Raw genomic sequence first — 22,539 nt, 5'->3', positions numbered from 1 at the left:
CCCTGCCACTGGGATGTGGCAGAGGGCTTGGGGGCGCCCCGCAAGGGACGAACCTCAGCGGGTCTGCTGTGCCGGAACCCCACGTGAAATGGGCTCGTCCTCGACCGGCGTACCCGCGGCAGCGACCGCCGCACCGGTGAGCGTCGCCAGCATCTCGCGCACGTTGGTGAGCTGCGCGTTGATGCTGTCGCGCCGGTTCGTCAGCGCCGCAAGCTCCCGCTCGGACTCCGAGCGGATGCGGTCGGCCTTCGCATTCGCGTCCGCGACGATGTCCTCGGCCTGACGCTGAGCCGTCTCGACGGTCTGGCGAGCACGACGCTCCGCGTCGGTCCGGAGCTTCTCCGCCTCAAGACGCAGCTGCTCCGCGCGGTGCTCGATCTCCGCGAGCCGCTTCTCCGCCTTCGCCTGCCGCGAGGCGAGGTCGCGCTCGGACTGCTCGCGGCGCTTGGCGAGGTTCGTCTCGAAGTCCGCGGCGGCCTGGGCGGCCTTGGCGCGGGTCTCCTCGAAGAGGGCGTCCGCCTCCTCGCGCTTGGACTGCGCGTCCTTCTGCGCCTCGGCGCGCAGCGCGTTCGCCTCGCCCTTGGCCTTCTCGACGATCCGGACGCCCTCGTCCTCGGCCTTGGCCTTGCGCTCGGAGGCGAACGATTCGGCGTCGTTGCGCACCTGCTGGGCGGCGGACTCGGCAAGTTCGCGGTGCTGCTCGGCGGCGCGACGGGCCTCCTCGCGCAGGTCCTTCGCCTCCTCCTCGGCGAGGCGGAGGATCTTCTCGACGCGGGCACCGAGACCGGCGTACGACGGCTCGGCGTCGGCAACCTGGGCCTGGGCGTTCTGCGTCTCGAGGTGCAGCTCCTCGATGCGCTTTTCCAGAGCAGTGATACGAGCAAGAGCGCTGTCACGGTCGGAGACGAGCTTGGAGATACGTTCGTCCACCTGAGCGCGGTCGTACCCACGCCGCACAAGCTCGAAGCCGTAGGGGGAAGTGTCGCTCATGGGGTTCCTGTCGAATGAGACCGGTGAGGTGATAGAGGGAATCCTAGGGGTCCAAGCGGCGTGTCATCGAGCAGATGCCCGTTTGATCTGGAGAATGACACCCCTTTTGAGTGGCTAACCGCCGGAGCGCTTGCCAGCGACAGGGCCGAAGGTCCTTACGGAGCACGGAAGATGCCTGGCTGGCTAGCCCTCTGACGGCTTGCCACCCGAACGAGTCGATCCCGCCGCAGCCCCGGCCTTGACGCCACCGTCCTTCGCGCCGCCCGACGGGGCCTCGAAAGATTCCAACGCTTCGAGCACGTCCTGGACACGGGAGATCTCCGCATTGATGTCCTCGCGGCGTCGCACGAGCACCTCCAGCTCGCGCTTGCCCTCGTCGACCAGGCGCGTCGCCTCGGCCTCCGCGTCCGCCTTGATCCGCTCGGCCTCGCCGACCAGCGAGGTCTTCTTCGTCTCGGCCTCCTTGAGGAGCGCCTCCGCCTTCTTCACCGCGGCGATACGGACCTTGCCCGCCTCGGAGTTGGCGTCCGACACCAGCTCCTTGGCCTTCGCCTGGGCCTCGGCGAGCTGCTCCTCGGCGGCCTTGACCAGCGCGTCGCAGCGCTCGCCCGCGGTCTTCATCGCCTCGGCGGACTCGCGGCGGGCGCGCTCGTGCAGCTCCTCGATCTCGGCGGTGAGACGGTCGCGCTGCTCCTCGGAGCGCTCCCTTATGGCGGTCGCGTCGCGGCGGGCGCCGACCAGCAGCTCGTCCGCGTCCGTACGGGCCTTCTCCACCAGGGAGTTGCCCTCGACCGTCGCCTCGGCGACCAGACGCTCGGCCTCGCTGCGGGCCGCGCCGACCATCGTGTCGGCCTGCGCCTCCGCGTCCGTGGTCGCCTTGAGCGCCTTCTCCTGGGCGTCCGCCGTCAGCTTCTCGGCCTCGGCCGCGGCCTCCGTGATGAGCGTGTCGACCTGCTCGGCGGCTTCCTGGCGGCGCTTGTTGGCGGCCTGGCGGGCCTCGTCGAGGGTGCGCTCGGCCTCGTCGCGCGCCTCCGACGTGAGCCGCTCGGCCTCGTTCGCCGCGTCGGCCTTGACGCGCTCGGATTCGCCGCGGATCCGCTCGGCGTGCTGCTGGGCGGAGTTGACCGTCTCGGAGGCCTCGGCGCGCAGCCGCTCGGCGTCGCCCGTCGCGTCCGAGATGAGCTTCTCGGCCTTCGCCACGGACTCCGCGCGCAGCCGCTCCGCCTCGGTGGTCGTCTCGGACTTGAGTCGCTCGGCCTGCTCGGTGGCCTCGGTGCGGACGCGCTCGGCCTCCGCGGCCGTCTCGTTCTGCAGCCGCTCGGCCTCGCTGCGGGCCTCGCCGATCAACTGGTCGGCCTGGCCCGCCGCGTCGCTGCGGATGCGGTTGGCGTCCTCGCGGGCGTCGGCACGCGTGCGTGCGGCGTCCTGCTCGGCGGACGCGATGGTGTCGGATGCCTCCGTGCGCACCCGCTGGGCGTGCTCCGAGGCGTCCGAGCGCATCCGCTCGGCCTCCGCGATCGCGTCCGAAACCGTGCGCTCCGCAAGGGACTTCGCGGCCTCGGAGGACTCGGTCGCCTCGCGTCGGGTGCGGTTGGCGTCCTCGGTGGCGCGCTCCCGCTCGGCGTAGGCGTCGGCGCGGACGCGGTCGGCCTCCTCCTGCGCCTCGGTCTTCGTGCGCTCCGCGGCGTGCTCGGCGGCCGAGCGCAGGCCCGCGACCTCTTCCTGTGCGCTCTCGTGCAGACCCGCGACCGAGTCCCGTACGGACTGGGCGTGCTGCTCGGCGGCCGAGACCAGCTCGGTGGCGCGGCGGTCGGCCTCCTCGACCAGGCGGACCGCCTCGGCCTGGGCCTCCTCGACGCGCTTGCGGGCGGACGCGAGGAGTTCCTCGCTCTGCTCGCGGACCCGCTCGCGCTCCTGATCGGCTTCCGCGCGCGCGGAGTTGAGGGTCTCCTCGGCCTCGCGGCGGCGCCTCGCGGCCTCCTCCTGGGCGGCGGACAGCGCCTCCGCTGCCTCCGCGCCGACGCGCTCGGCGGCCGCGGCGGCCTCCGCGCGCACCCGGTCCGCGGACTCCTGCGCCTCGGTCTTGAGCCGCTCGGCCTCGGCCGCGGCCTCCGAACGCAGCCGTACGGCGACGGACTCGCCCTCCGCGCGGGCCTGCGACGCGTCGGCGGCGGCCTCCGTGCGCAGCCGCTCGGCCTCCGTCTCGGCCTGCGACTGGAGCGTACGGATCCGCTCGGCGGACTCCGTACGAAGCCGGTCGGTCTCCTCCGTGGCCTCCTTGCGGATGCGCTCGGCCTCGGCGCGGGCGTCGGTGAGCGCCTGCTCGGCGGTCGCCAGGCGCTCCTCGGCCTCCGTGTGGAGGCGCGTCAGCTCCTCGGCGGCCTCGGCCTGCCGTGCCGCTATGGCCCGCTCGGTCTCCTCGCGCAGCTCCCGCGCGGCGTCCTCGGCCTCCGACCTGGTGGTCTCGGCCTGCTCGGCGGCCTCCTCGCGGTGCCGCTCGGCCTCCGCGCGGGTGCGCTCCAGGGTCTCCTCGGCCTGCTTGCGCAGCGTCGTGGCGCGCTCGATGGCCTCGGTGCGGACCCGCTCGCTCTCGGCGGTCGCCGCGGACTTCAGCTCGTCCGCGTCGGCCTTCGCCTTGGCGAGCAGCTCCTCGGCGGACCTGGCCGCCTCCTCGATCTGCTGGACGGCCTCGCGGCGGGCCTCGGCCCGGATCCGCTCGCCCTCCTCGACGGCCTCGGCCCGCAGCTGCTCGGCCTCGCCGCGCAGCCTGCGCGCCTCCTCCTGCAGCTCGACGGTCTTGGCGCGGTACTCCTTGGTGTCGTCCTTCGCCGCGCCCTTGAGCTCCTCGGCGATGTCGTGCGCCTGGCTGCGCAGCCGGTCCGCCTCGGCCTCGGCCTCCGAGCGGATCCGCTCGGCCTCCTCGGTGGCGGCCTTGGTGGTCTCCTTGGCCTCCTTGGACGCCTTGTCGAGGACCTCCTCGGCGGTCCGCGCGGCCTTCGCGAGCTGGCCCGCGGTCTCCTCCGCGGTGATCGTGCGGGCCTTCTCGGAGGCGTCCGCGATCAGCTTCTCGGCCTCCGCGCGGGCGTCGGCGACCAGCTGCTCGGCCTCGGACCTGGTGGCCTCGGCCTCCTTGGTGGCCTCGCCGACGAGGCGGGCGACCTGCTCCTTGGCGGTGCGGGTGCGCTGTTCGTTCGCGCCCTCTGCGGCCGCGAGCTGCTTGGACGCGGTCTCCTTGGCCTCGGCGAGTACCTTCTCCGCCTCGGCGCGCGCCTCGCGCAGCGCCGTGTCGGCCTCGGTCATGCGCTGCTCGGCGGCCCGGCTCGCCTCGGCGGCCTGGCGGCGCGCCTGCTCGGACTCGGTGGCCGTGGTGGAGCGCAGCTGCTCGGCGTGGTCGGTGGCCTCCTGCGCCTGTGTGGAGGCGGCGTTCAGGAGGCGCTCGGCGTCCGTGCGGGCGCGGCGCAGGGTGGCCTCGGCCTCGGCGCGGGCGGACTCGGCGTCGCTCGCCATCCGCTGGCGGGCCTGCTCGGCGACGCGCTCGGCCTCGGCGCGGGCGGCGGCGAGGGCCTGGTCGGCCTCGGCGCGGGACTCGTCGAGCAGGCGGCGGGCCTGCTGTTCGGTGCGGGCGCGGAGCTGTTCGGCCCAGGCCACGTTCTCGTTGACGTGGGACTCGACGGTCTGCCGGCGCTCGTTGAGTTCCTGGTCGAGCTGCTGGCGCCGGGTCACGGCCTCGGTGTGCAGCTCGGACTGGAGCCTGGCCTGCTGCTCGGCGTGCTCCTGGAGGATGCGCTGGGTCTGCGCCCTGGCGTCGCGCAGTTCGCGCTCGGCGTCGGCGCGCAGCTGCTCGGCCTGGATCTGGGCGTTGCGGAGCAGCTGTTCGGCCTGGTAGCCGATGTCCGCGCTGTCGTAGGCAGGGCGGGACGCGAGGTTGCGGCGCGCCTCGTGCAGCTTGGCGCGCAACACCTCGACCTGGTAGCCGAGGTCCTCGGCGTGCTGGACGGCCTTCTCCCGCTCGGTCTTCAGCCGGTCCATCTCGGCCTCGAACCGCGAAAGACTGTCGGTCTCAGCCCGCGAGTTCTCCTGGCGTTCGTAGCCCCGCACTGCGCGGTCCCATCCTTCCCCGAGCTCTTGGCTGCGCTCGAGCAGGGGACGCCCCACTCCTGGTCGCAAGTCTCTCCAACGAGCCCCGTCCATCCGCCGAACGGGGCCCCCGGGGGAATGGTGTCAGATCAACAGCGGAGCATGGGCTGCTGCCCCGACGCTCGTCCCCCGAAACCCGGACCCCGGCACGTGGCCGCCCAGAGTTCGGACGGCCGCGACCAACCCTACCGGCCCAGATATACGGAGGTCAGTGCTCCGGTGACTCGGAAGGCGCGGAAGTGACAAGTTCCGTCAGGACGCCGTGGCAGTCCTTGGGGTGCAGGAAGGTGATGCGCGACCCCATGGAACCGATCCGGGGCTCTTCGTAGAGGACGCGTACGCCCTTGTCCTTGATGGCCGCGGCGTCTCCGTCGACGTCCGCGGTGCCGAAGGCGATGTGGTGCACGCCCTCGCCGTTCTTCTTCAGCCATTTGCCCACCGCGGAGTCGTCGCGGGTGGGTTCGAGCAGCTGGAGGTAGGAGGCGCCGCCGTCGCTGGTCTCGTTGATCTTGAGCATGGCCTCGCGTACGCCCTGCTCTTCGTTGACCTCGGTGTGGAACACCTCGAATCCGTACGTCGCGCGGTAGAACTCGACGGTCTTGTCGAGGTCGAAACAGGCGATCCCGATGTGATCGATTCGCGTCAGCATGCTTCAAGTGCAGCGCTTCATGCGGTGATTACGCAACGTGCGCGCGATCACACTCGCCGCCCGGTGACGTCGGAGGTACCGCTCAGTACATTCAGATAAACCCTCGTTAACTCCTCTCCTCCCAAGGGGCCGTGCCACATGTCTGGAACGACCGGTACCACCTCAGTGATCGTCGCGGGCGCGCGCACGCCCATGGGCCGTCTGCTCGGCTCCCTGAAGTCCTTCTCGGGCGCCGACCTGGGCGGCTTCGCCATCAAGGCCGCGCTCGACCGGGCCGGCATCGGCGGCGACCAGGTGCAGTACGTGATCATGGGCCAGGTGCTGCAGGCCGGGGCAGGGCAGATCCCGGCACGCCAGGCCGCCGTCAAGGCGGGCATCCCCATGAACGTCCCCGCGCTCACCATCAACAAGGTGTGCCTCTCGGGCCTCGACGCCATCGCGCTCGCCGACCAGCTGATCCGCGCGGGCGAGTTCGACGTGGTCGTGGCCGGCGGCCAGGAGTCCATGACCAACGCCCCGCACCTGCTCCCCAAGTCCCGCGAGGGCTACAAGTACGGCGCGATCGAGATGCTCGACTCCATGGCGTACGACGGTCTGACCGACTCCTTCGAGGGCGTCGCGATGGGCGAGTCGACGGAGAAGCACAACACCCGCCTCGGCATCGCCCGCCCCGAGCAGGACGAGATCGCCGCGCGGTCGCACCAGCGCGCCGCGGCCGCCCAGAAGAACGGCATCTTCGAGGCCGAGATCACCCCGGTCGAGATCCCGCAGCGCAAGGGCGACCCGGTCCTGTTCAGCAAGGACGAGGGCATCCGCGCCGAGACGACCACCGAGTCCCTCGGCAAGCTGCGCCCCGCCTTCGCCAAGGACGGCACGATCACCGCGGGCACGTCCTCGCAGATCTCCGACGGCGCCGCGGCCGTCGTCGTCATGTCCAAGGCCAAGGCCGAGGAGCTCGGCCTCGACTGGATCGCGGAGATCGGGGCACACGGCAACGTGGCGGGCCCGGACAACTCGCTCCAGTCGCAGCCGTCCAACGCCATCCAGCACGCCCTGAAGAAGGAGGGCCTGGCCGTCGACGACCTCGACCTCATCGAGATCAACGAGGCCTTCGCGGCCGTCGCCGTGCAGTCAATGAAGGACCTCGGGGTGTCCTCGGAAAAGGTGAACGTCAACGGCGGAGCCATCGCCCTCGGCCACCCGATCGGGATGTCCGGCGCCCGTGTCGTGCTGCACCTCGCCCTCGAACTGAAGCGGCGCGGCGGCGGTGTGGGCGCGGCGGCGCTGTGCGGTGGCGGTGGCCAGGGCGACGCGCTGATCGTCAAGGTGGCGAAGAGCTGACGCTCGCCCTCGTATCCCGTACGCGCACGGCGTACGCGTCTCGTACGCAAGGAACGGAGCTGTGATGCAGGACGTCCCCTCCCTGGTGGCGCAGGCCCGCGAGGGCAGGCCGCGGGCCGTGGCCCGGCTGATCTCACTGGTCGAGGGGGCGTCCCCGCAGCTGCGCGAGGTGATGGCCGCGCTGGCTCCGCTGGCCGGTCACGCGTACGTGGTGGGCCTGACGGGGTCGCCCGGAGTCGGCAAGTCGACCTCGACGTCCGCGCTCGTGAGCGCCTACCGGCGGGCGGGCAAGCGGGTCGGCGTGCTCGCCGTCGACCCGTCGTCGCCCTTCTCGGGAGGCGCGCTCCTCGGCGACCGGGTGCGGATGTCGGACCACGCGTCCGACCCCGGCGTCTACATCCGCTCCATGGCCACGCGCGGACACCTCGGCGGACTCGCGTGGGCCGCGCCGCAGGCGATCCGGGTCCTGGACGCGGCGGGCTGCGACGTGATCCTCGTCGAGACCGTCGGCGTCGGACAGTCCGAGGTGGAGATCGCCTCGCAGGCCGACACGTCGGTGGTGCTGCTCGCGCCCGGCATGGGCGACGGCATCCAGGCCGCGAAGGCCGGAATCCTGGAGATCGGCGACGTGTACGTCGTCAACAAGGCGGACCGCGACGGCGCGGACGCGACCGCGCGCGAGCTCAACCACATGCTGGGGCTCGGCGAATCCCGTGGCCCCGGCGACTGGCGGCCGCCCATCGTGAAGACGGTCGCGGCGCGCGGCGAGGGCATCGACGAGGTCGTCGAGGCGCTGGAGAAGCACCGGGCCTGGATGGAGGAGCGGGGCGTCCTCGCGGAGCGGCGTGCCGAGCGGGCCGCGCACGAGGTGGAGGCCATCGCGGTCACCGCGCTGCGGGAACGGATCGGCTCCCTGCACGGCGACCGCCGCCTGTCGGCCCTCGCGGAGCGGATCGTGGCGGGCGAGCTGGACCCCTATGCGGCGGCTGATGAGCTGGTCGCCGGGTTGACGTCGGCCTGAGCGCACGCCGGAGGCGGCGTCGATGACGCCGCCTCCGCGGGGGGACGGGGGTGCTGCTCGGTGCTGCCTCAGTCGTCGGAGTCGTCGGAGTCGTCGTCGTGGCCGTCGTGGTCGCCACGGTCGTCGTGGTCGTCCTTGCCGTCACGGTCGTCGTGACGGTCCGAGCGGTCCGCGGTGACCTTGTCGCCCGTCAGGCCCACGTGCCAGTCGGCCTCGGCGCCCTTGGAGTCGGTCGTCTCGACCTCCCACGCGCCGGCCGTGCCGTCGTCGTCCAGGTCGACGGAGGTCACGGTGCCCTTGGCCGCGCCGGCCCGCGCCGCGTCCTCGGCGCTGGTGGACGCGCCCTTCAGCGCGGAGTTCACGCGGGCGGCGTCGGCGGCGTCCTCAGCGGCGTCGTCACCGTCGTCGTCCTTGTCGACCCAGGAGCCCAGGACCTTGCCGGTGCCGGGGTCGACCTCGACGTTGTGCCAGGTGGTGCCCTTCAGGATGTCGACGCCCCAGACCAGGCCGCCGTCCTCGTCGTCGAGCTCGGCGGAGACGGCGGTGCCGGAGGTGTCCGCGAGGGCCGCCTTGATGGCGTCCGCGGCCGTCACCTTCGCGGCCTTGGCCTCGGTGGTGTTCTCCACCGCGTCGACGCGCTCGTCGTCCTTGACCTGGACGCTCGACCTGCCGGCGGCCGTCGGCTCGTCGTCGCCCGTGACCGCGATGGCGGTGGCGGTGCCTCCGGCGACCAGGGCCGCGGCGGCGACAGTGGCGATGACGATGTTGCGCTTCATGAGGGTTCCTCCCGAGACGGTGGGCGAGTGGCCGCGGCCGGTGAGCCGCGCCGCAGCCGTTCGCTTTCGACGAGGACCAATCTGGCGGAGCGACCCTGAACCCAGCCTGAAGCCGCCTGAAGAACTCTTCAGGTTCGCTCTGCGACCCTGAACGCATGCGTTTGTTGATCGTGGAGGACGAGAAGCGGCTTGCCCTGTCGCTCGCCAAGGGCCTGACCGCCGAGGGCTTCGCCGTCGACGTCGTCCACGACGGCGTCGACGGACTGCACCGCGCCAGCGAGGGAACGTACGACCTGGTGGTCCTCGACATCATGCTGCCCGGCATGAACGGCTACCGGATCTGCTCCACGCTGCGCGCGGCGGGCCACGACGTGCCGATCCTGATGCTCACCGCCAAGGACGGCGAGTACGACGAGGCGGAGGGCCTGGACACGGGCGCCGACGACTACCTCACCAAGCCCTTCTCGTACGTCGTGCTCGTGGCCCGCGTGAAGGCGCTGCTGCGCCGCCGCGGCTCCGCGGGGCCGTTCCCGGTCCACACGCTGGGGGACCTCAAGGTCGACACGGCCGCGCGCCGCGTCTTCCGCGGCGCGGACGAAGTCACCCTCACCACCAAGGAGTTCGCCGTCCTGGAGCAGCTGGTGCTGCGGGCGGGAGAGGTGGTCTCCAAGGGCGACATCCTGGAACACGTCTGGGACTTCGCGTACGAGGGGGACCCCAACATCGTCGAGGTGTACATCAGCACCCTGCGGCGCAAGCTGGGCGCGTCCCTCATCAGGACCGTGCGCGGCGCGGGCTACCGCCTGGAGACCCCGCGATGAGGCGGCTGTTCGGCTCCGTGCGCGCCAGGGCCACGCTCGGCGCGAGCCTCGTCGTCGCCCTCGCCCTGGTCGCCGCGGGCGCCGCCGTGCTGCTCTCGCTGCGCGCCAACCTCACCGACCAGGCGGACGCCAGGGCCGCGTCCGCCGCCCGCGAGGTCGCCTCGCAGCTCGCGTCGAACCGTCCGTACGCCGATCTCGACCTGCCCGACGAAGAGGACGGCCCCGTCCAAGTCGTCGACGAGGACGGGCGGTTGGTGGCCGCCAGTGAGGACCTGGAGCGGATCAGCGGCACCGGGACCGACGAGGTGAAGCCCCGCCCCGCGGCCGGGCAGCCGTCCGGCGACGACGACAGCGAGGAGAAGGACGGGGAGAAGGACGAGAAGCGGGGCGAGGGGAACGGCGACGACTCGTCCGAGTCCGGCGAGATCTCCGACGACACCGAGTACAGCGGCGGGTCCGCCACCATCGACGGCGAGAGCGCCGACTACCGCTTCGCCGCCGTCGAGGTCGGCACGGAGTCGAAGGGCGATCTCACGGTCTACGCGGGAGGCTCCCTCGCCGACGAACAGAGCGCCGTGTCAACGGCGTTGACCGCCATGCTGATCGGTTTCCCGCTGCTCCTCGCCGTCGTCGCGGGGGTGACCTGGCTGGTGACGCGGCGCGCCCTGCGCCCGGTGGCCGCGATCACCCGGGAGATGTCCGCCATCACCGCGTCGGAGGACCTGGCGCGCCGGGTCCCCGAGCCGGACACGCACGACGAGATCGCCCGTCTGGCCCGCACCACGAACGAGACCCTCACGGCCCTGCAGACCTCGGTGGAGCGGCAGCGCCGGTTCGTCGCGGACGCCTCCCATGAGCTGCGCAGCCCCATCGCCTCGCTGCGCACCCAGCTCGAAGTGGGCGCGGCGCACCCGGAGTTGCTGGACGTCGACGGCGCGGTCGAGGACACCGTGCGCCTTCAGGAGCTCGCCGCCGATCTGCTGCTGCTCGCCCGTCTCGACGCGGGGGAGAAGCCGGGCGGCGCGCGGGTCGACCTGGCGGCGTTCGTCCGCGAGGAGCTCTCGCAGCGCACCAGGGACCGCGTCGATGTGCACACCGACCTCAAGAGCGTCGAAGTCGCCGGATCCCGCGGCCAGTTGGCGCGCGTGCTCGGCAATCTCCTGAACAACGCGCAACGGCACGCGCGCTCCCGGGTCACGGTCACCACCCGGACCGATGGTGCCTGGGCGGTCCTTGCGGTGTCCGACGACGGGAGCGGCGTGCCGGAGGGCGAGCGCGAGCGGATCTTCGAGCGCTTCGTACGCCTGGACGACGCACGCAGCAGGGACGACGGCGGGGCCGGGCTCGGCCTCGCGATCGCCCGGGATGTGGCGGTGCGGCACGGCGGCACGCTCGTGGTGCGCGAGGCGCCGTCGGGTGGTGCGCTCTTCGAACTCCGGCTGCCCACCCCTCAGTCGTCGGCGGAATGAGGGACGTCGCTGCCGGGTGCCGAGGTGAGCGTCAGGGCCTGCCGCGCTGTCCCCGCAGATGTTCCGCGATCGGGGTCAGGGCCTTGCGCAGATCGCCGAGCGCCTCGGGTGAGACGAGGTCGACGAAGTGCCGCCGCACGGAGGCGACATGGTGTGGGGCCACCTTCTGCATGGTCTCCATGCCTTCCTCGGTGAGGACGGTGTAGAGGCCGCGCCGGTCGGATTCGCAGTTCTCACGGCGCACCAGGCCCGCGTTCTCCATGCGGGTGATCTGGTGGGACAGGCGGCTCTTGGACTGCAGGGTGGCGGCGGCGAGATCGCTCATGCGCATCCGCAATTCGTCGGATTCGGAGAGATGCACGAGGATGTCGTAGTCGTTCATGGTCAGGTTGAACGGCTGAAGGTCCTTTTCGAGCTGATACGTCAGCATCCTGTTGACCTCCACGTGGGTGCGCCAAGCGCGCTGTTCCTCGTCGGTCAGCCACTGCGGGGCCGTCTCGGTCTCCATGGAATCGATTCTACCTAAGAAGTTGAAAGGTGAACGAACGGTGGGATGTGACGCGCCTCGCACCCCCTGCCTCACGGAGGGGCACAGGCGTTCGCCGTCACACTCCGCAGACTACCGCTCACAGCCCGAAGCGACGCTGGAGGTCTCCCAGTTGTCCGGGAAGACGCGGTGCGCCCGGCTGCTGGCCCGGCTGACCCTGAGCGCCCTGCCCGCCCGGCACCCCCGCCTGGTGCGGCACCTCTCCGACGGTCTGCTCGGCCATGAGCACCTCGGTGGACTGGAGCAGCACCGTGCCGGCGCCCACGAACTCGAACTGGTGCTCCTCACCTGAGCTTCCGCCGATGCCGGTCAGTGCCCGCACGCCTCCGATCACGCCCGTGAGGTATCCGTGGTCGTAGTGATGGCATGGTGAAGGACAGTCGGCCCACCCCACGAGCGCCTGTGGATCCACGCGGATCGGCGGCTCCATGAACACCACGGGGCCGTTCGACGCGGCGACGAACTTTCCGGTGCCGATCAGCGTCAGAAAGCCCGGAACGATCGATTGCTTCAGCGCGAGAGTTGGCTGAAAAGCGAGGAGGTTGCCGGAGCGAATGGTCAGGTTGCCCTCGTCCAGGTCGTAGGAGTTCACGTCGAATGCCCGGTCGGCGAGGAGCATCTTGCCCTGGCCCTCCGCCACGACCCAGTCGCTCGCGTGCAGCGGCGAATGAAAGCTGGTCCGGACCAGTCGGTCGAGGCGGCCGTGCCCGATGCCGTTGAAATCGACGCGCCCGTAGTAGGCGATCATCTTCCCCTTCTGCATGAACCACTGGCTCCCCTTGAGCTCCACGCAGAAGGTGTACGCGTTGACGTTGTCGTCGCTCGGCAGCGTCATGGGGTCGAAGACGGCAGGAGCGCCCGCCGGGGTGAAGACGTTCGGATTCACAGCTTCTCCTCCGAGGCCTGGACGTACACCGCGCCGCTGCCCGACAGCTCCAGCTGGAACGCCTCACCGGACCCGCGGCCCACCATGTCGCGCCAACCGAGCGCCGTGGACAGCTTGTTGCGTACGTCGCCGTGGTGCGCGACATACGCCTGCGGGTCGACATGGACCGGGCGCTGCGGGGTGATCGGGAGCTCGATGACGCCGCCGTGCGCCATCACGGCGACCGCGCCGTGGCCCTTCAGTGTCGTGGTGAACAGGCCCTGGCCGCTGACCTGTCCGCGCACCATGCCCATGATGCCGCCCTGTGAACCCAGGAACATCGTGCCCTGCCGGAGCGTGCCGTCGAAGGCGAGCAGGCGGTCCGCCTCGACATAGAGGGTGTCTCCGGAGAGGCCGATCACCTGGATGTGATGCCCGCCGTGCCCGAACAGGACCGTGCCGCTGCCCTCGACGGTCATCAGGGGCGTGGCCTCATTGGCGATCCGGCGCCCGATCATGGACATCAGACCGCCCTGCCCGCCCTGGAGGTTGGGGGTGAAGGAGACGTCCCCCTTGTAGGCGAGCATGGCGCCGCGCTGGCTGAAGATCTTGGTGCCGGGCTGGACCGTGGCCTCGATCATCTTCGAGTTGATCTCTTGGAAGGGCATCTCAGACGTCCCCCGCGATCGTCGCCCGCTCACTGGGCTGCACATAGACGAGGCCGTCGCCCTCGAAGCGGATCTGGAAGGCCTCGCCGCCGCCCTCGCCCATGAACGTGCGGAAGGTGACGCCGGACTGGAAGCTCTGCCGGACATTTCCCTGATGCGCGATGTACGCCCCCGGGTCCACCGTCAGCGGATACTCCTGCGAGACGCGCAGGACCACCGCGGGGCCGTCGGAGACGATCGCGGCCTGTCCGGTGCCCTCGACGGTCGTCGTGAACACCCCGTTCCCCTGGGTGGCGCCGCGCAGTCCCGTGAAGGTGGTGCCGGTGCGCAGTGCGGCGTCCGTGCACAGCAGATTGCTCGCCTCGACATAGAGCTTGTCGCCGTGCAGCTGCACGAGATTGATCTCGGTGGCACGGTCGGCGAACCAGCACGTGCCGTGTCCTCTCACCTCCATCACCGCCATCTGCTCGCCGGTGACGCGGCGGGTCACCATGCCTCTTATGCCCTCGCCGCCGCCGGTCCTCTTCTTGAAGGCCATCTGGCCGTCGTACGCGACCATCGAGCCGTTCTTCGCCTTTACGGCGTCGCCCGTCATGTCGACGGCGAGCACTCTGCTCCCTTGGAGCCGGAACGTAGCCACGAACCGAAGGTAGCCGTCTCGTACCGGCCCAGAACAGGGTGAAGGGCCCTGAGCGAACCCCGAGAATGCCCCGATGTCACAATGGGGGTCGCTTGTGCGTCCGTTCACAAGATCAGCGCCGCCGAGCGTCCGCCCCTCCCGCCGCCCCACCCACCAAAGGTGACCCGTGGACATCAAGACCGCTTCCGCACTCCGCCGCCTCCGCCTGGTCTCGGCCCCCGAGGCCGTCTCCTTCCTGCTGCTGCTCGTCTGCTCGGTGCTCAAGCGGACCACTGACTTCAACGCCGTGCCGGCGATGGGCATGATCCACGGCGTGCTCTTCGTCCTCTATGTGCTGTTCTGGCTCGACGCCTGGAACCGCACCAAGTGGGACCTGAAGACCGGCGCCCTCTACTTCGTCCTCTCCGTCCTGCCGACCGGCGGCTTCTTCGCCGAGCGCAAGCTCAAGCGCGAGGCCGAGGCCGCGGTGATCGCGTCGCGCGCCCGCCGCGAGGGAGTCGTGGGCGCATGATCGTCGCCTTCTCCGTGACCCCGCTCGGGGTCGGCGAGGATGTCGGCGAGTACGTCGCCGACGCGGTCCGCGTGGTCCGCGAGTCGGGCCTGCCGAACAAGACCGACGCCATGTTCACGTCCGTCGAGGGCGAGTGGGACGAGGTGATGGACGTCATCAAGCGCGCCGTCGCCGCGGTGGAGGCGCGTTCGCCGCGCGTCTCGGTCGTCATGAAGGCCGACGTCCGTCCCGGTGTGACGGACGGGTTGACCTCCAAGGTGGAGACGGTGGAACGTCACCTCTCCGCGTAGGCGCGCCCTCGTTCCCCTTCGGGGGTGCGTGCGCCCCTCCTGAAAGCCCCTGCCTCCCGGCGGGGGCTTTTTGCTGTGCCTGCGGGTGCGGGTCGTATGTGGCTGGTCGCGCAGTTCCCCGCGCCCCTTTGGGCCCGGGGCTTTTGTGTGGGCACGGACTTGAGCGACTGCTCAAACACCTGTACCTTCGGTCGAAGTTGATTTGAGCAGTCGCTCAAAAAGACATCCAAAGACACGCTGACGTGGGGGTTTGTCGTGAGCCTGTACATCGAGGCGCGGATACGTGCCGATCTTGACGAACTCTGGGCCCGCACCCAGGAGCCCGCCCAGCACCAGCGCTGGGACCTTCGGTTCACCGAGATCGCGTATCTGCCGTGCCGGGAAGGGGAGCCGCAGCACTTCCGGTACGCCACGCGCGTGCTGCCCTTCCTGACGATCGCGGGCACCGGGATCTCCGCGGGGGAGAAGCGGCGCCCCGACGGCACCAGGACGTCCGCCCTGCGCTTCGCCTCGCCGCACCCCCTGTCCCTCCTCGAAGAGGGCAGCGGCTACTGGCGCTACGTGCCGACCGACGACGGCGACGGCATCCGCTTCCTCACCGGCTACGACTACCGGCCGCGCTGGGGCCGCTTCGGGAAGACCGCCGACCGCGTGCTCTTCCGCCCCCTCATGGGCTGGGCGACCGCCTGGTCCTTCGACCGGCTCAGGCTCTGGCTGGAGCGGGGCATCACCCCCGAACGCGCCCTCCTGAACACCGCGGCGGACGTCCTGCTGCGTGTCCTGTGCGTGCTCGCCGCGGTGCTCCTCGTCCCCATGACGGCCCTCGCCGCAGCGGCGCTCGCGCTGATCCTGCCGCCCCTGCCGACCACCCCGGCGGCTCGCCGCTGCCTGCGCACCCCACCGGAACGCGCGCGTGCCCCGCGCATCCTGTCCACCCTCGCCACCGCCAAGGAGCAGCACTCATGAAGCAGCCCGCGTCGATCTTCCGCACCGTGCTGGGCGCCGACTTCGAGCGGCTGCACCCGCAGATCCAGCGCCGCTTCTCCGTCGGCCTGGACAGCGGCGAGGCCTGCACGGGCCGGGGCGTGATGGACCGCATCTGGCACGGCAGGGGATTCGTGAAGCCGTTCCTCGCCGTCGGCGGCACGCGCAACATCCTCGTACCGCGCCAGGGCAGGAACGTGCCGTTCGTCATCGAGAACGTGCCGTACGTCGACACATACGGCCGTGAGACGGTGACCTTCGTGCGCACCTTCGACCTGCCAGGCGGCCCCCGCCGCTTCGACGCCCAGATGGTCCTGAGCCCCAAGGGCGACCGCGTGCTCGACTACCTCGGCACGCATCAGCACCTCGCCAGCGACCTGCACTTCCGCGCGGAGCCCGACGGCTCGCTCGTGATCCGCTCCGGAGAACACCGCTTCCGCGAGGGCCCCGTGGACTGCCGCGTCCCCGGGGTCATCGCGGGCGACGCCGAGGTGCGCGAGTCCTACGACGACGCGGCGGGCCGCTTCCGCATCCAAGTCCGGGTGTCCAACCGGTACTTCGGGCCGCTCTTCGGATACGAGGGGTCCTTCGAGGCGACATACGCGGACGTCCGCACGTGCGGGGTCCGCCCCGGGCTGCGCCCGGTGCGTGAGGAGGCGCGCGCGTGAGTGCCGCCAAGGACCCGGCCAAGGGCCAGGAGACCCGGACCAAACTCCTCGACGGCGCGCTGCGCACGCTCACGGAACAAGGCATCGCCAAGACGTCCGCGCGGACCATCGCGGCGACCGCCGGGGTCAATCAGGCGCTGGTCTTCTACCACTTCGGGTCCGTCGACGAACTCCTGTCGGCGGCGTGCCGGCACGGAACGGAGCAGCGGGTCACCCGGTACCGGGAGCGGCTCTCCGCCATCTCCTCCCTCTCCGAACTGCTCGCCTTCGGGCGGGAGATGCACGAAGAGGAACGGGCCGCAGGACATGTCGCCGTGCTCGGCCAGCTGCTCGCCGGATCGCAGACGCAGCCGAGGCTCGCCGAGGCGACGGCCGCGGGGCTCGCCCTCTGGATCGAGGAGATCGAGAAGGTCCTCACCCGCGTCCTTTCCGCCTCCCCGCTGGGGGAGTTCGCGGATCCCGTCGGGCTGTCCCGGGCCGTGGCGGCGTCCTTCGTCGGCATGGAGCTCTACGAAGGGGTTGATCCTGTCGGGACGGGGCGGGCGTTGGACGCGCTCGAGCAACTGTCCGTCCTCGTCACCGCCGTCGAGGACCTCGGGCCCCTCGCCCAGCGAGCCGTCCGCCACCGCCTGCGCCGAACCCGCGCCTGACCCCCACGATGGGCTGCGCCCCGCCTGCGCCTCCGTTCGCGGCCCCCTGCACCGTGGGCTGCGCCCCGCCTGCACCGTGCTTGCGCCTCCGTCCACGGCCCCCGGCGACGTGGGCTGTGCCCACCCTTCCCCAAGCTCTCGGCTTCGCTCGAGCAGGGGAGACCCCACTCGCCCAGCGGCACGATTGCCCACAGCGGCAGCGGCGCGGCCTGCGGCGGCGTTGGGGTGGGTGGGGGAGGCGGTGGTACCGCAGAGCGGCCACCGCAGCGCCGGGGCGGCATCGGGCGGGTGGGGGAGGCGGGGGGGCACACCTGCCCGCCCCGGCCTGCGGGGCGAGGGGGCGGAGGGGCACCCCCACCGGCCCGCAGCCGCGAACGCTCGCGAGGGGACGTGGGGGTATGTGCGCACGGAGCACCTTGACCCACGCTGACGGCAAACACTGACGGAGGCATCAAGCACGGGATGGCGAGTACGCACATACCCCCGCGGCCCCGCCCCACAACCGAAGCAAAGGCGCAGACCCCAGCCAGGCGCCCCCGCCAGCACCCAGCACCCAGCACCCCCCACCCCCCACCGCAACCCCACCAAAACCGCCCACCCTAAAACCGCTCGCACGGGCGAACCCGGTTCGACACGCCGGAGAAACTCCACTTTCGTGTGGGTATCGGCTCGTTCGATCACCGGAACCAGAACCTGGAGGGCGCTGTGCGGCAGCCGGAGGGCTACGACTACGAGACCCACAGCACGCTCGCCGGCCCGCTCACCGAGCCGGACGGCGAAGGCAGTGACGGCCACGGCGGCTATCGGGTCCAGTACCGCAAGCTCCTCTCCCGTGAGCCCCACCGAATACGCGCCGTCCTCCTGATGACGCTGGCCCCCCTGCTCACCGGCCTCCTGCTCGTCTACCTCGTCTGGCCCACGCACTGGACCGAACGCGAGGGCGGCGACCGCTGGCTGATCGGCCTGGACATCACGATGCTCGTGGCGATCGGCCTGATCGAGCTGTTCATGCTGGTCAACGTCATATCGATCGCCCACGCGACGATGGTGGCGAGGGACCCGATCCCGGTCGTCCCCGAGGAAGGCACCCGCGTCGCCTTCCTCACCACGTACGTCCCCGGCAAGGAACCGCTCACCATGGTCCGGGCCACGCTCGAGGGGGCCGTCCGGATACACCACACGGGCCCCCTGGACGTATGGCTCCTGGACGAGGGGGACGACGCCGACGCCAAGGCGCTGTGCGAAGAGCTGGGCGTGCACCACTTCACTCGCGACGGCGTACCGGAGTGGAACCGCAAGAAGGGCCCGCACAAGGCGCGCACGAAGCACGGCAACTACAACGCGTGGCTCGCGATGCACCACGCCGACTACGACTTCTTCGCCTCGGTCGACACCGACCACGTCCCGCTCCCCAACTTCCTGGAGCGGATGATGGGCTACTTCCGGGACCCGGACGTCGCGTTCGTCGTGGGACCGCAGGTCTACGGGAACTACACGACCCCCGTCACCAAGGCCGCCGAGTCCCAGCAGTTCCTCTTCCACGCGCTGATCCAGCGCGCGGGCAACCGCTACCGCGCGCCCATGTTCGTCGGCACGAACAACGTCGTACGCATCAGCGCGCTCACCCAGATCGGCGGCCTGTACGACTCGATCACCGAGGACATGGCGACGGGCTTCGAGCTGCACCGGCACAGGAACCCCGCCACCAAGAAGCACTGGCGCTCGGTCTACACCCCGGACGTGCTGGCGGTCGGCGAGGGCCCGGCGTCCTGGACGGACTTCTTCACGCAGCAGATGCGCTGGTCGCGGGGCACGTACGAGACGCTGTTCAAGCAGTACTGGAAGGCACCGTTCACGATGCCGCCGGGACGGCTGTTCTCGTACACGCTGATGCTCGTGTACTACCCGATGACGGCGGTCAACTGGTTGCTCGGCGTGCTGAGTTGCGTGCTGTTCCTGTGGTTCGGAGCGAGCGGAACCCAAGTGGCGGCCTCCGTCTGGCTGATGCTCTACAGCGACGCGGCGGCGCTCCAGATCGGCCTGTATCTCTGGAACCGCCGCCACAACGTCTCCCCGCACGAGCCCGAGGGCTCCGGGGGCCTCGCGGGCATGGGGATGTCGGCGCTCTCGGCGCCCATCTACGCCAAGTCCCTCGGCGCCGCCTTCCTGCGCCGCCCGAGCCGCTTCGTGGTCACGCCCAAGGGCGGCGACGCGAGCCCGGACCGGATCCTCACCTTCCGGATCCATCTCTTCTGGGCGGCGGTGCTCGCCAGCTCACTGGTCGCCTCCTTCGTGCTCGGCCACACGCACGTGGCGATGCGCACCTGGGCGGTGCTCGCGATGATCATCTCCCTCGCCCCGGTGGCGATCTGGAGCTATACGGCCGTCAAGGAGCGCAGGGCACGCAAGGAGGCCGTGCGGGCCGCGCGGGCCGCGGACGCGGAGGGCGAGCCGGAGCCGGCGTTCGCCACAGGTACGACGACAGGAGGGAACTGACCCATGGCATACCGGCCCTCGAAGCGCACCAAGAAGGCGCTCATCGGAGTCGGCGCGGGCGCGCTGCTCGTCGGACTGAACGCACCGGCCGCGCTCTCCTTCGCCGAGGAGCAGTACTACGCGTACAAGATCGCCCAGCCCGGCTACAAGAAGAAGTACGGCTCCTGGAAGCAGGTCGACATCCCCGAGGAGTTCCGCACGAACGCGATCCACGCGGCGCTCCTGCACACCGGGAAGGTGCTGATCGTCGCGGGCTCGGGCAACGAGCAGAAGAAGTTCGACGCGGGGTCGTTCGACACGGTCCTGTGGGACCCGGCGAACGACACGTTCAAGAAGATCGAGACGCCCGAGGACTTCTTCTGCTCCGGACACGCCCAACTCCCCGACGGGCGGCTCCTGGTGGCGGGCGGCACCGCGCGCTACGAACTGCTCGACGACGAGGTCGAGCGGGCGGGCGGCGGCATGCGGGTGAAGAACGAGAACCCGGACAAGCCGGTGCGCCTGAAGAAGGGCACCACGTTCCGCTCGCCGTCCGGCGTCGAGTACAAGAGCAAGTTCGACGTCGAAGTCCCCAGGGCGAAGCGGGACTTCGAGATCACGTACTCCAAGTCCGGTGTGATGCAGCCCTGGAAGACGAAGGTCAAGGCGAGCGAGGCACGGGTCTTCGTCGAGGCGGTCGAGACGGGCAGGCAGGCGATCACCGAGAAGTCCGCGCAGTACGAGATCGAGGGCCTGACCGGCGAGGACGCCGACAACGCGTACGGCATCGCCGAGAAGATCGACATGGAGAAGCAGGACTTCCAGGGGATCAAGGCGGCGTACGAGTTCGACCCGAAGGCCGAGAAGTACATCCCGGTGGACCCGATGGACAAGGCCCGCTGGTACCCCACGCTCGTCGGCCTCGAGGACGGCAAGGTGCTCGCGGTCTCCGGCCTCGACGACGTGGGCGTCATCGACCCGGGCGACAACGAGATCTACGACCCGAAGACGAAGCAGTGGTCGGAGGGGCCCAAGCGGTACTTCCCGACGTACCCCGCGCTCTTCCTCACCAAGGGCGGCAAGCTCTTCTACCCGGCGTCGAACGCGGGCTACGGCCCCGCCGACAAGGGCCGCGAGCCGGGCCTGTGGGACCTGGACACGAACAAGTTCGAGAAGGTGCCGGGCCTTGAGGACCTCGACCAGACCGAGACGTCGGCGTCCGTGCTGCTTCCGCCCGCGCAGGACCAGAAGGTGATGATCCTGGGCGGCGGGGGAGTGGGCGAGTCGGAGAAGGCGACGCGCCGCACGGCCGTGATCGACCTCAAGAAGGACAACCCGTCCTTCAAGACGGGCCCCGAACTCCCGCAGGGCACCCGCTACTTGAACAGCGTGATCATGCCGGACGACTCGGTGTTCACGTCCAACGGCTCGGGCGACTACCGGGGCCGCAGCGCCAGCAACATCCTCAAGGCGCAGTTCTACGACCCCAAGGCCAACGCCTTCCGCGACGCCGCGTCCCCCAAGGTGGGCCGCAACTACCACTCGGAGGCGCTGCTGCTGCCCGACGGCCGGGTCGCCACGTTCGGCTCCGATCCGCTCTACGACAACGAACAGAACACCAAGCTCGGCCACTTCGAGCAGCGCATGGAGATCTTCACGCCGCCCGCGTTGCACCGGGGCGGCAAGGACCGTCCGGTGCTCGGCGAGGGCCCGGAGCGCCTCGCGGCGGACGGGCGCGCGACGTTCCGGACCGACCACCCCGAGAACATCGCGTCGGCCCGCCTGATGCGGCCGAGCGCGGTGACGCACACGACGGACGTCGAACAGCGCTCGATCGCCCTGGACGTCAGCAAGGGCAAGGGTTCGGTGACGGTGGACGTGCCGCGCGGCGACGCGGCGCTGGTGCCGCCCGGCTGGTACATGCTGTTCGTCACGGACACGGACGGCACGTTCTCGAAGGCGAAGTGGATCCACGTCGGCGACGAGTGAACCCGCGCCTCACGCCTCCTTGGCGTTGCGCGCGAGCCCCAGCGCGTAGTCCGGCCACCACTGCCCGGCCGCGGGGCCGCCCCGGCACGGTCCGTCCGAGTCGCCGGGGCGCTTGATCCACAGGACGGCGTCGAGCAGCGGGTCGCCCGTGCGGTCGGTGGGCGGAGTGCCGAGGCCGCGGCCCGGCGGGTTGCACCACGCGTCCTGGCGGTCGCCCGCGAGGGGGCCCTTGCCGTTGCGGCTGGTGTCCATCACGAAGTGCTTGCCGCCGACGGTGGCCGAGAGCGCCCGGCCGTACGCCTTCGTCGTCTCGTCGTTCTGGAAGTTGGAGACGTTCAGGGAGAAGCCGTCGGCCTGCACGATGCCCGCCTTCTGGAGCGGCTCGGTGAGCTTGCGGGCGTCGGAGATCCAGCCCGGGTTGCCCGCGTCGAGGTAGACCTTCACCTTCGGCTGGCGCTTGAGCCGCTGGATGGCCTCGGACAGGAGCTGGTAGCGGTCCGCGTGGTACTCGGCGGGGGTGCAGCCGTCCACGATGTGCGGGATCGCGTCGGGCTCGAGGACGACCACGGCGGGCGCGGTGCCGATGGCGTCGGCGAAGGTGTTCACCCAGTTCCGGTAGTAGTCGGCGCTGCCCGCGCCGCCCGCCGAGTGCTGGCCGCAGTCGCGGTGCGGGATGTTGTAGGCGACGAGCACGGCGGTGCGGCCCTCCTTCGCCGCGCCCCTGGTCGCCGCGCCGATGTCCGGCGCCGGGTCGTCCCCGGCCGGCCACACGGCCATCGGCTGCTCGGAGATCCGCTTGAGCGCCTCGGCGTCCCGGTCGCGGCCCTGCTCCTGCCACTCCTTGACCTGGCGGGCGGCGGCGCTGTCGGGGTCGACCCAGAAGGCGCCTCCGGGCTGCCGGGCGCCGCCGGTGGCGGGGCCGCGCACGGCGGACGCCTCCTGCGCGCCGGACCCGGAGCCGGACGAGCAGCCCGCCGTGAGCCCGATGGCGGTGAGGGCCGCGAGTGCCGTGAACGTGCGGAGCAGCCGGTGCATCCAGCCCCCTTGG

20 protein-coding genes are annotated in these 22,539 nt (G+C 70.9%); 11 read left to right on the top strand and 9 right to left on the bottom strand.

Annotated elements, in window-relative coordinates; translation table 11 throughout:
• Positions 1 to 54 precede the first annotated feature (54 nt).
• The 3 genes from ACFWZ2_RS26860 to mce all read right to left on the bottom strand — a co-directional run bounded on the left by ACFWZ2_RS26860 (position 55) and on the right by mce (position 5,776).
• Positions 55 to 990 (bottom strand): cellulose-binding protein, encoded by a 936-nt coding sequence (locus ACFWZ2_RS26860; RefSeq protein WP_384549861.1) that lies wholly within the window; start codon positions 988 to 990, stop codon positions 55 to 57.
• 183 nt (positions 991 to 1,173) lie between these two features.
• Positions 1,174 to 5,088 carry a polarized growth protein Scy gene (gene scy / locus ACFWZ2_RS26855; RefSeq protein ID WP_384549859.1) on the bottom strand — a complete coding sequence of 1,305 codons (3,915 nt, stop codon included), beginning with the start codon at positions 5,086 to 5,088 and terminating at the stop codon, positions 1,174 to 1,176.
• A gap of 247 nt (positions 5,089 to 5,335) precedes the next feature.
• Positions 5,336 to 5,776 carry a methylmalonyl-CoA epimerase gene (gene mce, locus ACFWZ2_RS26850; RefSeq protein WP_384549858.1) on the bottom strand — a complete coding sequence of 147 codons (441 nt, stop codon included), beginning with the start codon at positions 5,774 to 5,776 and terminating at the stop codon, positions 5,336 to 5,338.
• Between the two features lie 138 nt (positions 5,777 to 5,914).
• On the opposite strand from mce, the gene ACFWZ2_RS26845 reads away from it, so the two are divergent.
• Together ACFWZ2_RS26845 and meaB are read left to right on the top strand one after the other, a co-directional pair.
• A complete protein-coding gene (locus tag ACFWZ2_RS26845; RefSeq protein ID WP_384549856.1) occupies positions 5,915 to 7,117 on the top strand; it encodes an acetyl-CoA C-acetyltransferase in 1,203 nt (400 codons plus the stop codon).
• A 64-nt stretch (positions 7,118 to 7,181) separates the two neighbouring features.
• On the top strand, positions 7,182 to 8,138 hold the full coding sequence (gene meaB / locus ACFWZ2_RS26840; protein ID WP_384549854.1) for a methylmalonyl Co-A mutase-associated GTPase MeaB: 957 nt from the start codon (positions 7,182 to 7,184) through the stop codon (positions 8,136 to 8,138).
• A gap of 68 nt (positions 8,139 to 8,206) precedes the next feature.
• Here the strand turns inward: meaB and ACFWZ2_RS26835 are convergent, their stop codons facing one another.
• Entirely contained in the window at positions 8,207 to 8,914 is a 708-nt protein-coding gene (locus tag ACFWZ2_RS26835) for a PepSY domain-containing protein (RefSeq protein ID WP_384549852.1), read from the bottom strand.
• 155 nt (positions 8,915 to 9,069) lie between these two features.
• On the opposite strand from ACFWZ2_RS26835, the gene ACFWZ2_RS26830 reads away from it, so the two are divergent.
• Positions 9,070 to 9,735, top strand: a complete 666-nt coding sequence (locus ACFWZ2_RS26830; RefSeq protein WP_384549850.1) for a response regulator transcription factor — start codon at positions 9,070 to 9,072, stop codon at positions 9,733 to 9,735.
• A complete protein-coding gene (locus ACFWZ2_RS26825) occupies positions 9,732 to 11,204 on the top strand; it encodes a sensor histidine kinase (RefSeq protein ID WP_384549849.1) in 1,473 nt (490 codons plus the stop codon). Before ACFWZ2_RS26830 ends, ACFWZ2_RS26825 begins: the two co-directional genes overlap by 4 nt.
• 31 nt (positions 11,205 to 11,235) lie before the next feature.
• Here the strand turns inward: ACFWZ2_RS26825 and ACFWZ2_RS26820 are convergent, their stop codons facing one another.
• From ACFWZ2_RS26820 to ACFWZ2_RS26805, 4 genes are all read right to left on the bottom strand, one after another.
• Positions 11,236 to 11,712, bottom strand: coding sequence for a MarR family winged helix-turn-helix transcriptional regulator (locus ACFWZ2_RS26820; RefSeq protein WP_384549848.1), 477 nt, complete (start codon positions 11,710 to 11,712; stop codon positions 11,236 to 11,238).
• A 118-nt stretch (positions 11,713 to 11,830) separates the two neighbouring features.
• The gene (locus ACFWZ2_RS26815; RefSeq protein WP_384549846.1) at positions 11,831 to 12,586 is read right to left on the bottom strand and encodes an AIM24 family protein; all 756 of its coding nucleotides are present in this window, start codon (positions 12,584 to 12,586) and stop codon (positions 11,831 to 11,833) included.
• A 47-nt stretch (positions 12,587 to 12,633) separates the two neighbouring features.
• Positions 12,634 to 13,284, bottom strand: a complete 651-nt coding sequence (locus ACFWZ2_RS26810; RefSeq protein ID WP_384549844.1) for an AIM24 family protein — start codon at positions 13,282 to 13,284, stop codon at positions 12,634 to 12,636.
• A 1-nt stretch (position 13,285) separates the two neighbouring features.
• Complete coding sequence (locus ACFWZ2_RS26805; protein WP_384549842.1) at positions 13,286 to 13,924, bottom strand: AIM24 family protein; 639 nt, start codon at positions 13,922 to 13,924, stop codon at positions 13,286 to 13,288.
• Between the two features lie 166 nt (positions 13,925 to 14,090).
• Between ACFWZ2_RS26805 and ACFWZ2_RS26800 the strand changes: the two genes are divergently transcribed.
• The 7 genes from ACFWZ2_RS26800 to ACFWZ2_RS26770 all read left to right on the top strand — a co-directional run bounded on the left by ACFWZ2_RS26800 (position 14,091) and on the right by ACFWZ2_RS26770 (position 21,491).
• Positions 14,091 to 14,435 carry a DUF3817 domain-containing protein gene (locus tag ACFWZ2_RS26800; RefSeq protein ID WP_384549840.1) on the top strand — a complete coding sequence of 115 codons (345 nt, stop codon included), beginning with the start codon at positions 14,091 to 14,093 and terminating at the stop codon, positions 14,433 to 14,435.
• Complete coding sequence (locus ACFWZ2_RS26795; RefSeq protein WP_384549838.1) at positions 14,432 to 14,725, top strand: MTH1187 family thiamine-binding protein; 294 nt, start codon at positions 14,432 to 14,434, stop codon at positions 14,723 to 14,725. The genes ACFWZ2_RS26800 and ACFWZ2_RS26795 overlap by 4 nt, the downstream gene beginning before the upstream one ends.
• Positions 14,726 to 14,980: 255 nt before the next feature.
• Entirely contained in the window at positions 14,981 to 15,691 is a 711-nt protein-coding gene (locus tag ACFWZ2_RS26790) for a hypothetical protein (RefSeq protein WP_384549837.1), read from the top strand.
• Entirely contained in the window at positions 15,688 to 16,377 is a 690-nt protein-coding gene (locus tag ACFWZ2_RS26785) for a DUF4166 domain-containing protein (protein ID WP_384549835.1), read from the top strand. Before ACFWZ2_RS26790 ends, ACFWZ2_RS26785 begins: the two co-directional genes overlap by 4 nt.
• On the top strand, positions 16,374 to 17,027 hold the full coding sequence (locus ACFWZ2_RS26780) for a TetR/AcrR family transcriptional regulator (RefSeq protein ID WP_384549833.1): 654 nt from the start codon (positions 16,374 to 16,376) through the stop codon (positions 17,025 to 17,027). Before ACFWZ2_RS26785 ends, ACFWZ2_RS26780 begins: the two co-directional genes overlap by 4 nt.
• A gap of 705 nt (positions 17,028 to 17,732) precedes the next feature.
• Positions 17,733 to 19,523, top strand: coding sequence for a glycosyltransferase family 2 protein (locus ACFWZ2_RS26775; RefSeq protein WP_384549831.1), 1,791 nt, complete (start codon positions 17,733 to 17,735; stop codon positions 19,521 to 19,523).
• Between the two features lie 3 nt (positions 19,524 to 19,526).
• Complete coding sequence (locus ACFWZ2_RS26770) at positions 19,527 to 21,491, top strand: galactose oxidase-like domain-containing protein (protein ID WP_384549829.1); 1,965 nt, start codon at positions 19,527 to 19,529, stop codon at positions 21,489 to 21,491.
• A gap of 9 nt (positions 21,492 to 21,500) precedes the next feature.
• Here the strand turns inward: ACFWZ2_RS26770 and ACFWZ2_RS26765 are convergent, their stop codons facing one another.
• Positions 21,501 to 22,526, bottom strand: a complete 1,026-nt coding sequence (locus tag ACFWZ2_RS26765; RefSeq protein WP_384549827.1) for a glycoside hydrolase family 6 protein — start codon at positions 22,524 to 22,526, stop codon at positions 21,501 to 21,503.
• Positions 22,527 to 22,539 lie beyond the last annotated feature (13 nt).

The organism is Streptomyces sp. NPDC059002, from assembly GCF_042740435.1.
Lineage (GTDB): Bacteria > Actinomycetota > Actinomycetes > Streptomycetales > Streptomycetaceae > Streptomyces.
The sequence above is the reverse complement of the archived record's forward strand: the minus strand, read 5'-3'. Positions and strand labels throughout refer to the sequence as shown.

Coding starts and splice junctions, on each gene's coding strand:
- ACFWZ2_RS26835 (WP_384549852.1), bottom strand. CDS start 8,914: ATGAAGCGCAACATCGTCATCGCCACTGTCGCCGCCGCGGCCCTGGTC.
- ACFWZ2_RS26830 (WP_384549850.1), top strand. CDS start 9,070: ATGCGTTTGTTGATCGTGGAGGACGAGAAGCGGCTTGCCCTGTCGCTC.
- ACFWZ2_RS26825 (WP_384549849.1), top strand. CDS start 9,732: ATGAGGCGGCTGTTCGGCTCCGTGCGCGCCAGGGCCACGCTCGGCGCG.
- ACFWZ2_RS26820 (WP_384549848.1), bottom strand. CDS start 11,712: ATGGAGACCGAGACGGCCCCGCAGTGGCTGACCGACGAGGAACAGCGC.
- ACFWZ2_RS26770 (WP_384549829.1), top strand. CDS start 19,527: ATGGCATACCGGCCCTCGAAGCGCACCAAGAAGGCGCTCATCGGAGTC.
- ACFWZ2_RS26815 (WP_384549846.1), bottom strand. CDS start 12,586: ATGACGCTGCCGAGCGACGACAACGTCAACGCGTACACCTTCTGCGTG.
- ACFWZ2_RS26860 (WP_384549861.1), bottom strand. CDS start 990: ATGAGCGACACTTCCCCCTACGGCTTCGAGCTTGTGCGGCGTGGGTAC.
- ACFWZ2_RS26810 (WP_384549844.1), bottom strand. CDS start 13,284: ATGCCCTTCCAAGAGATCAACTCGAAGATGATCGAGGCCACGGTCCAG.
- ACFWZ2_RS26765 (WP_384549827.1), bottom strand. CDS start 22,526: ATGCACCGGCTGCTCCGCACGTTCACGGCACTCGCGGCCCTCACCGCC.
- ACFWZ2_RS26845 (WP_384549856.1), top strand. CDS start 5,915: ATGTCTGGAACGACCGGTACCACCTCAGTGATCGTCGCGGGCGCGCGC.
- mce (WP_384549858.1), bottom strand. CDS start 5,776: ATGCTGACGCGAATCGATCACATCGGGATCGCCTGTTTCGACCTCGAC.
- ACFWZ2_RS26795 (WP_384549838.1), top strand. CDS start 14,432: ATGATCGTCGCCTTCTCCGTGACCCCGCTCGGGGTCGGCGAGGATGTC.
- meaB (WP_384549854.1), top strand. CDS start 7,182: ATGCAGGACGTCCCCTCCCTGGTGGCGCAGGCCCGCGAGGGCAGGCCG.
- ACFWZ2_RS26785 (WP_384549835.1), top strand. CDS start 15,688: ATGAAGCAGCCCGCGTCGATCTTCCGCACCGTGCTGGGCGCCGACTTC.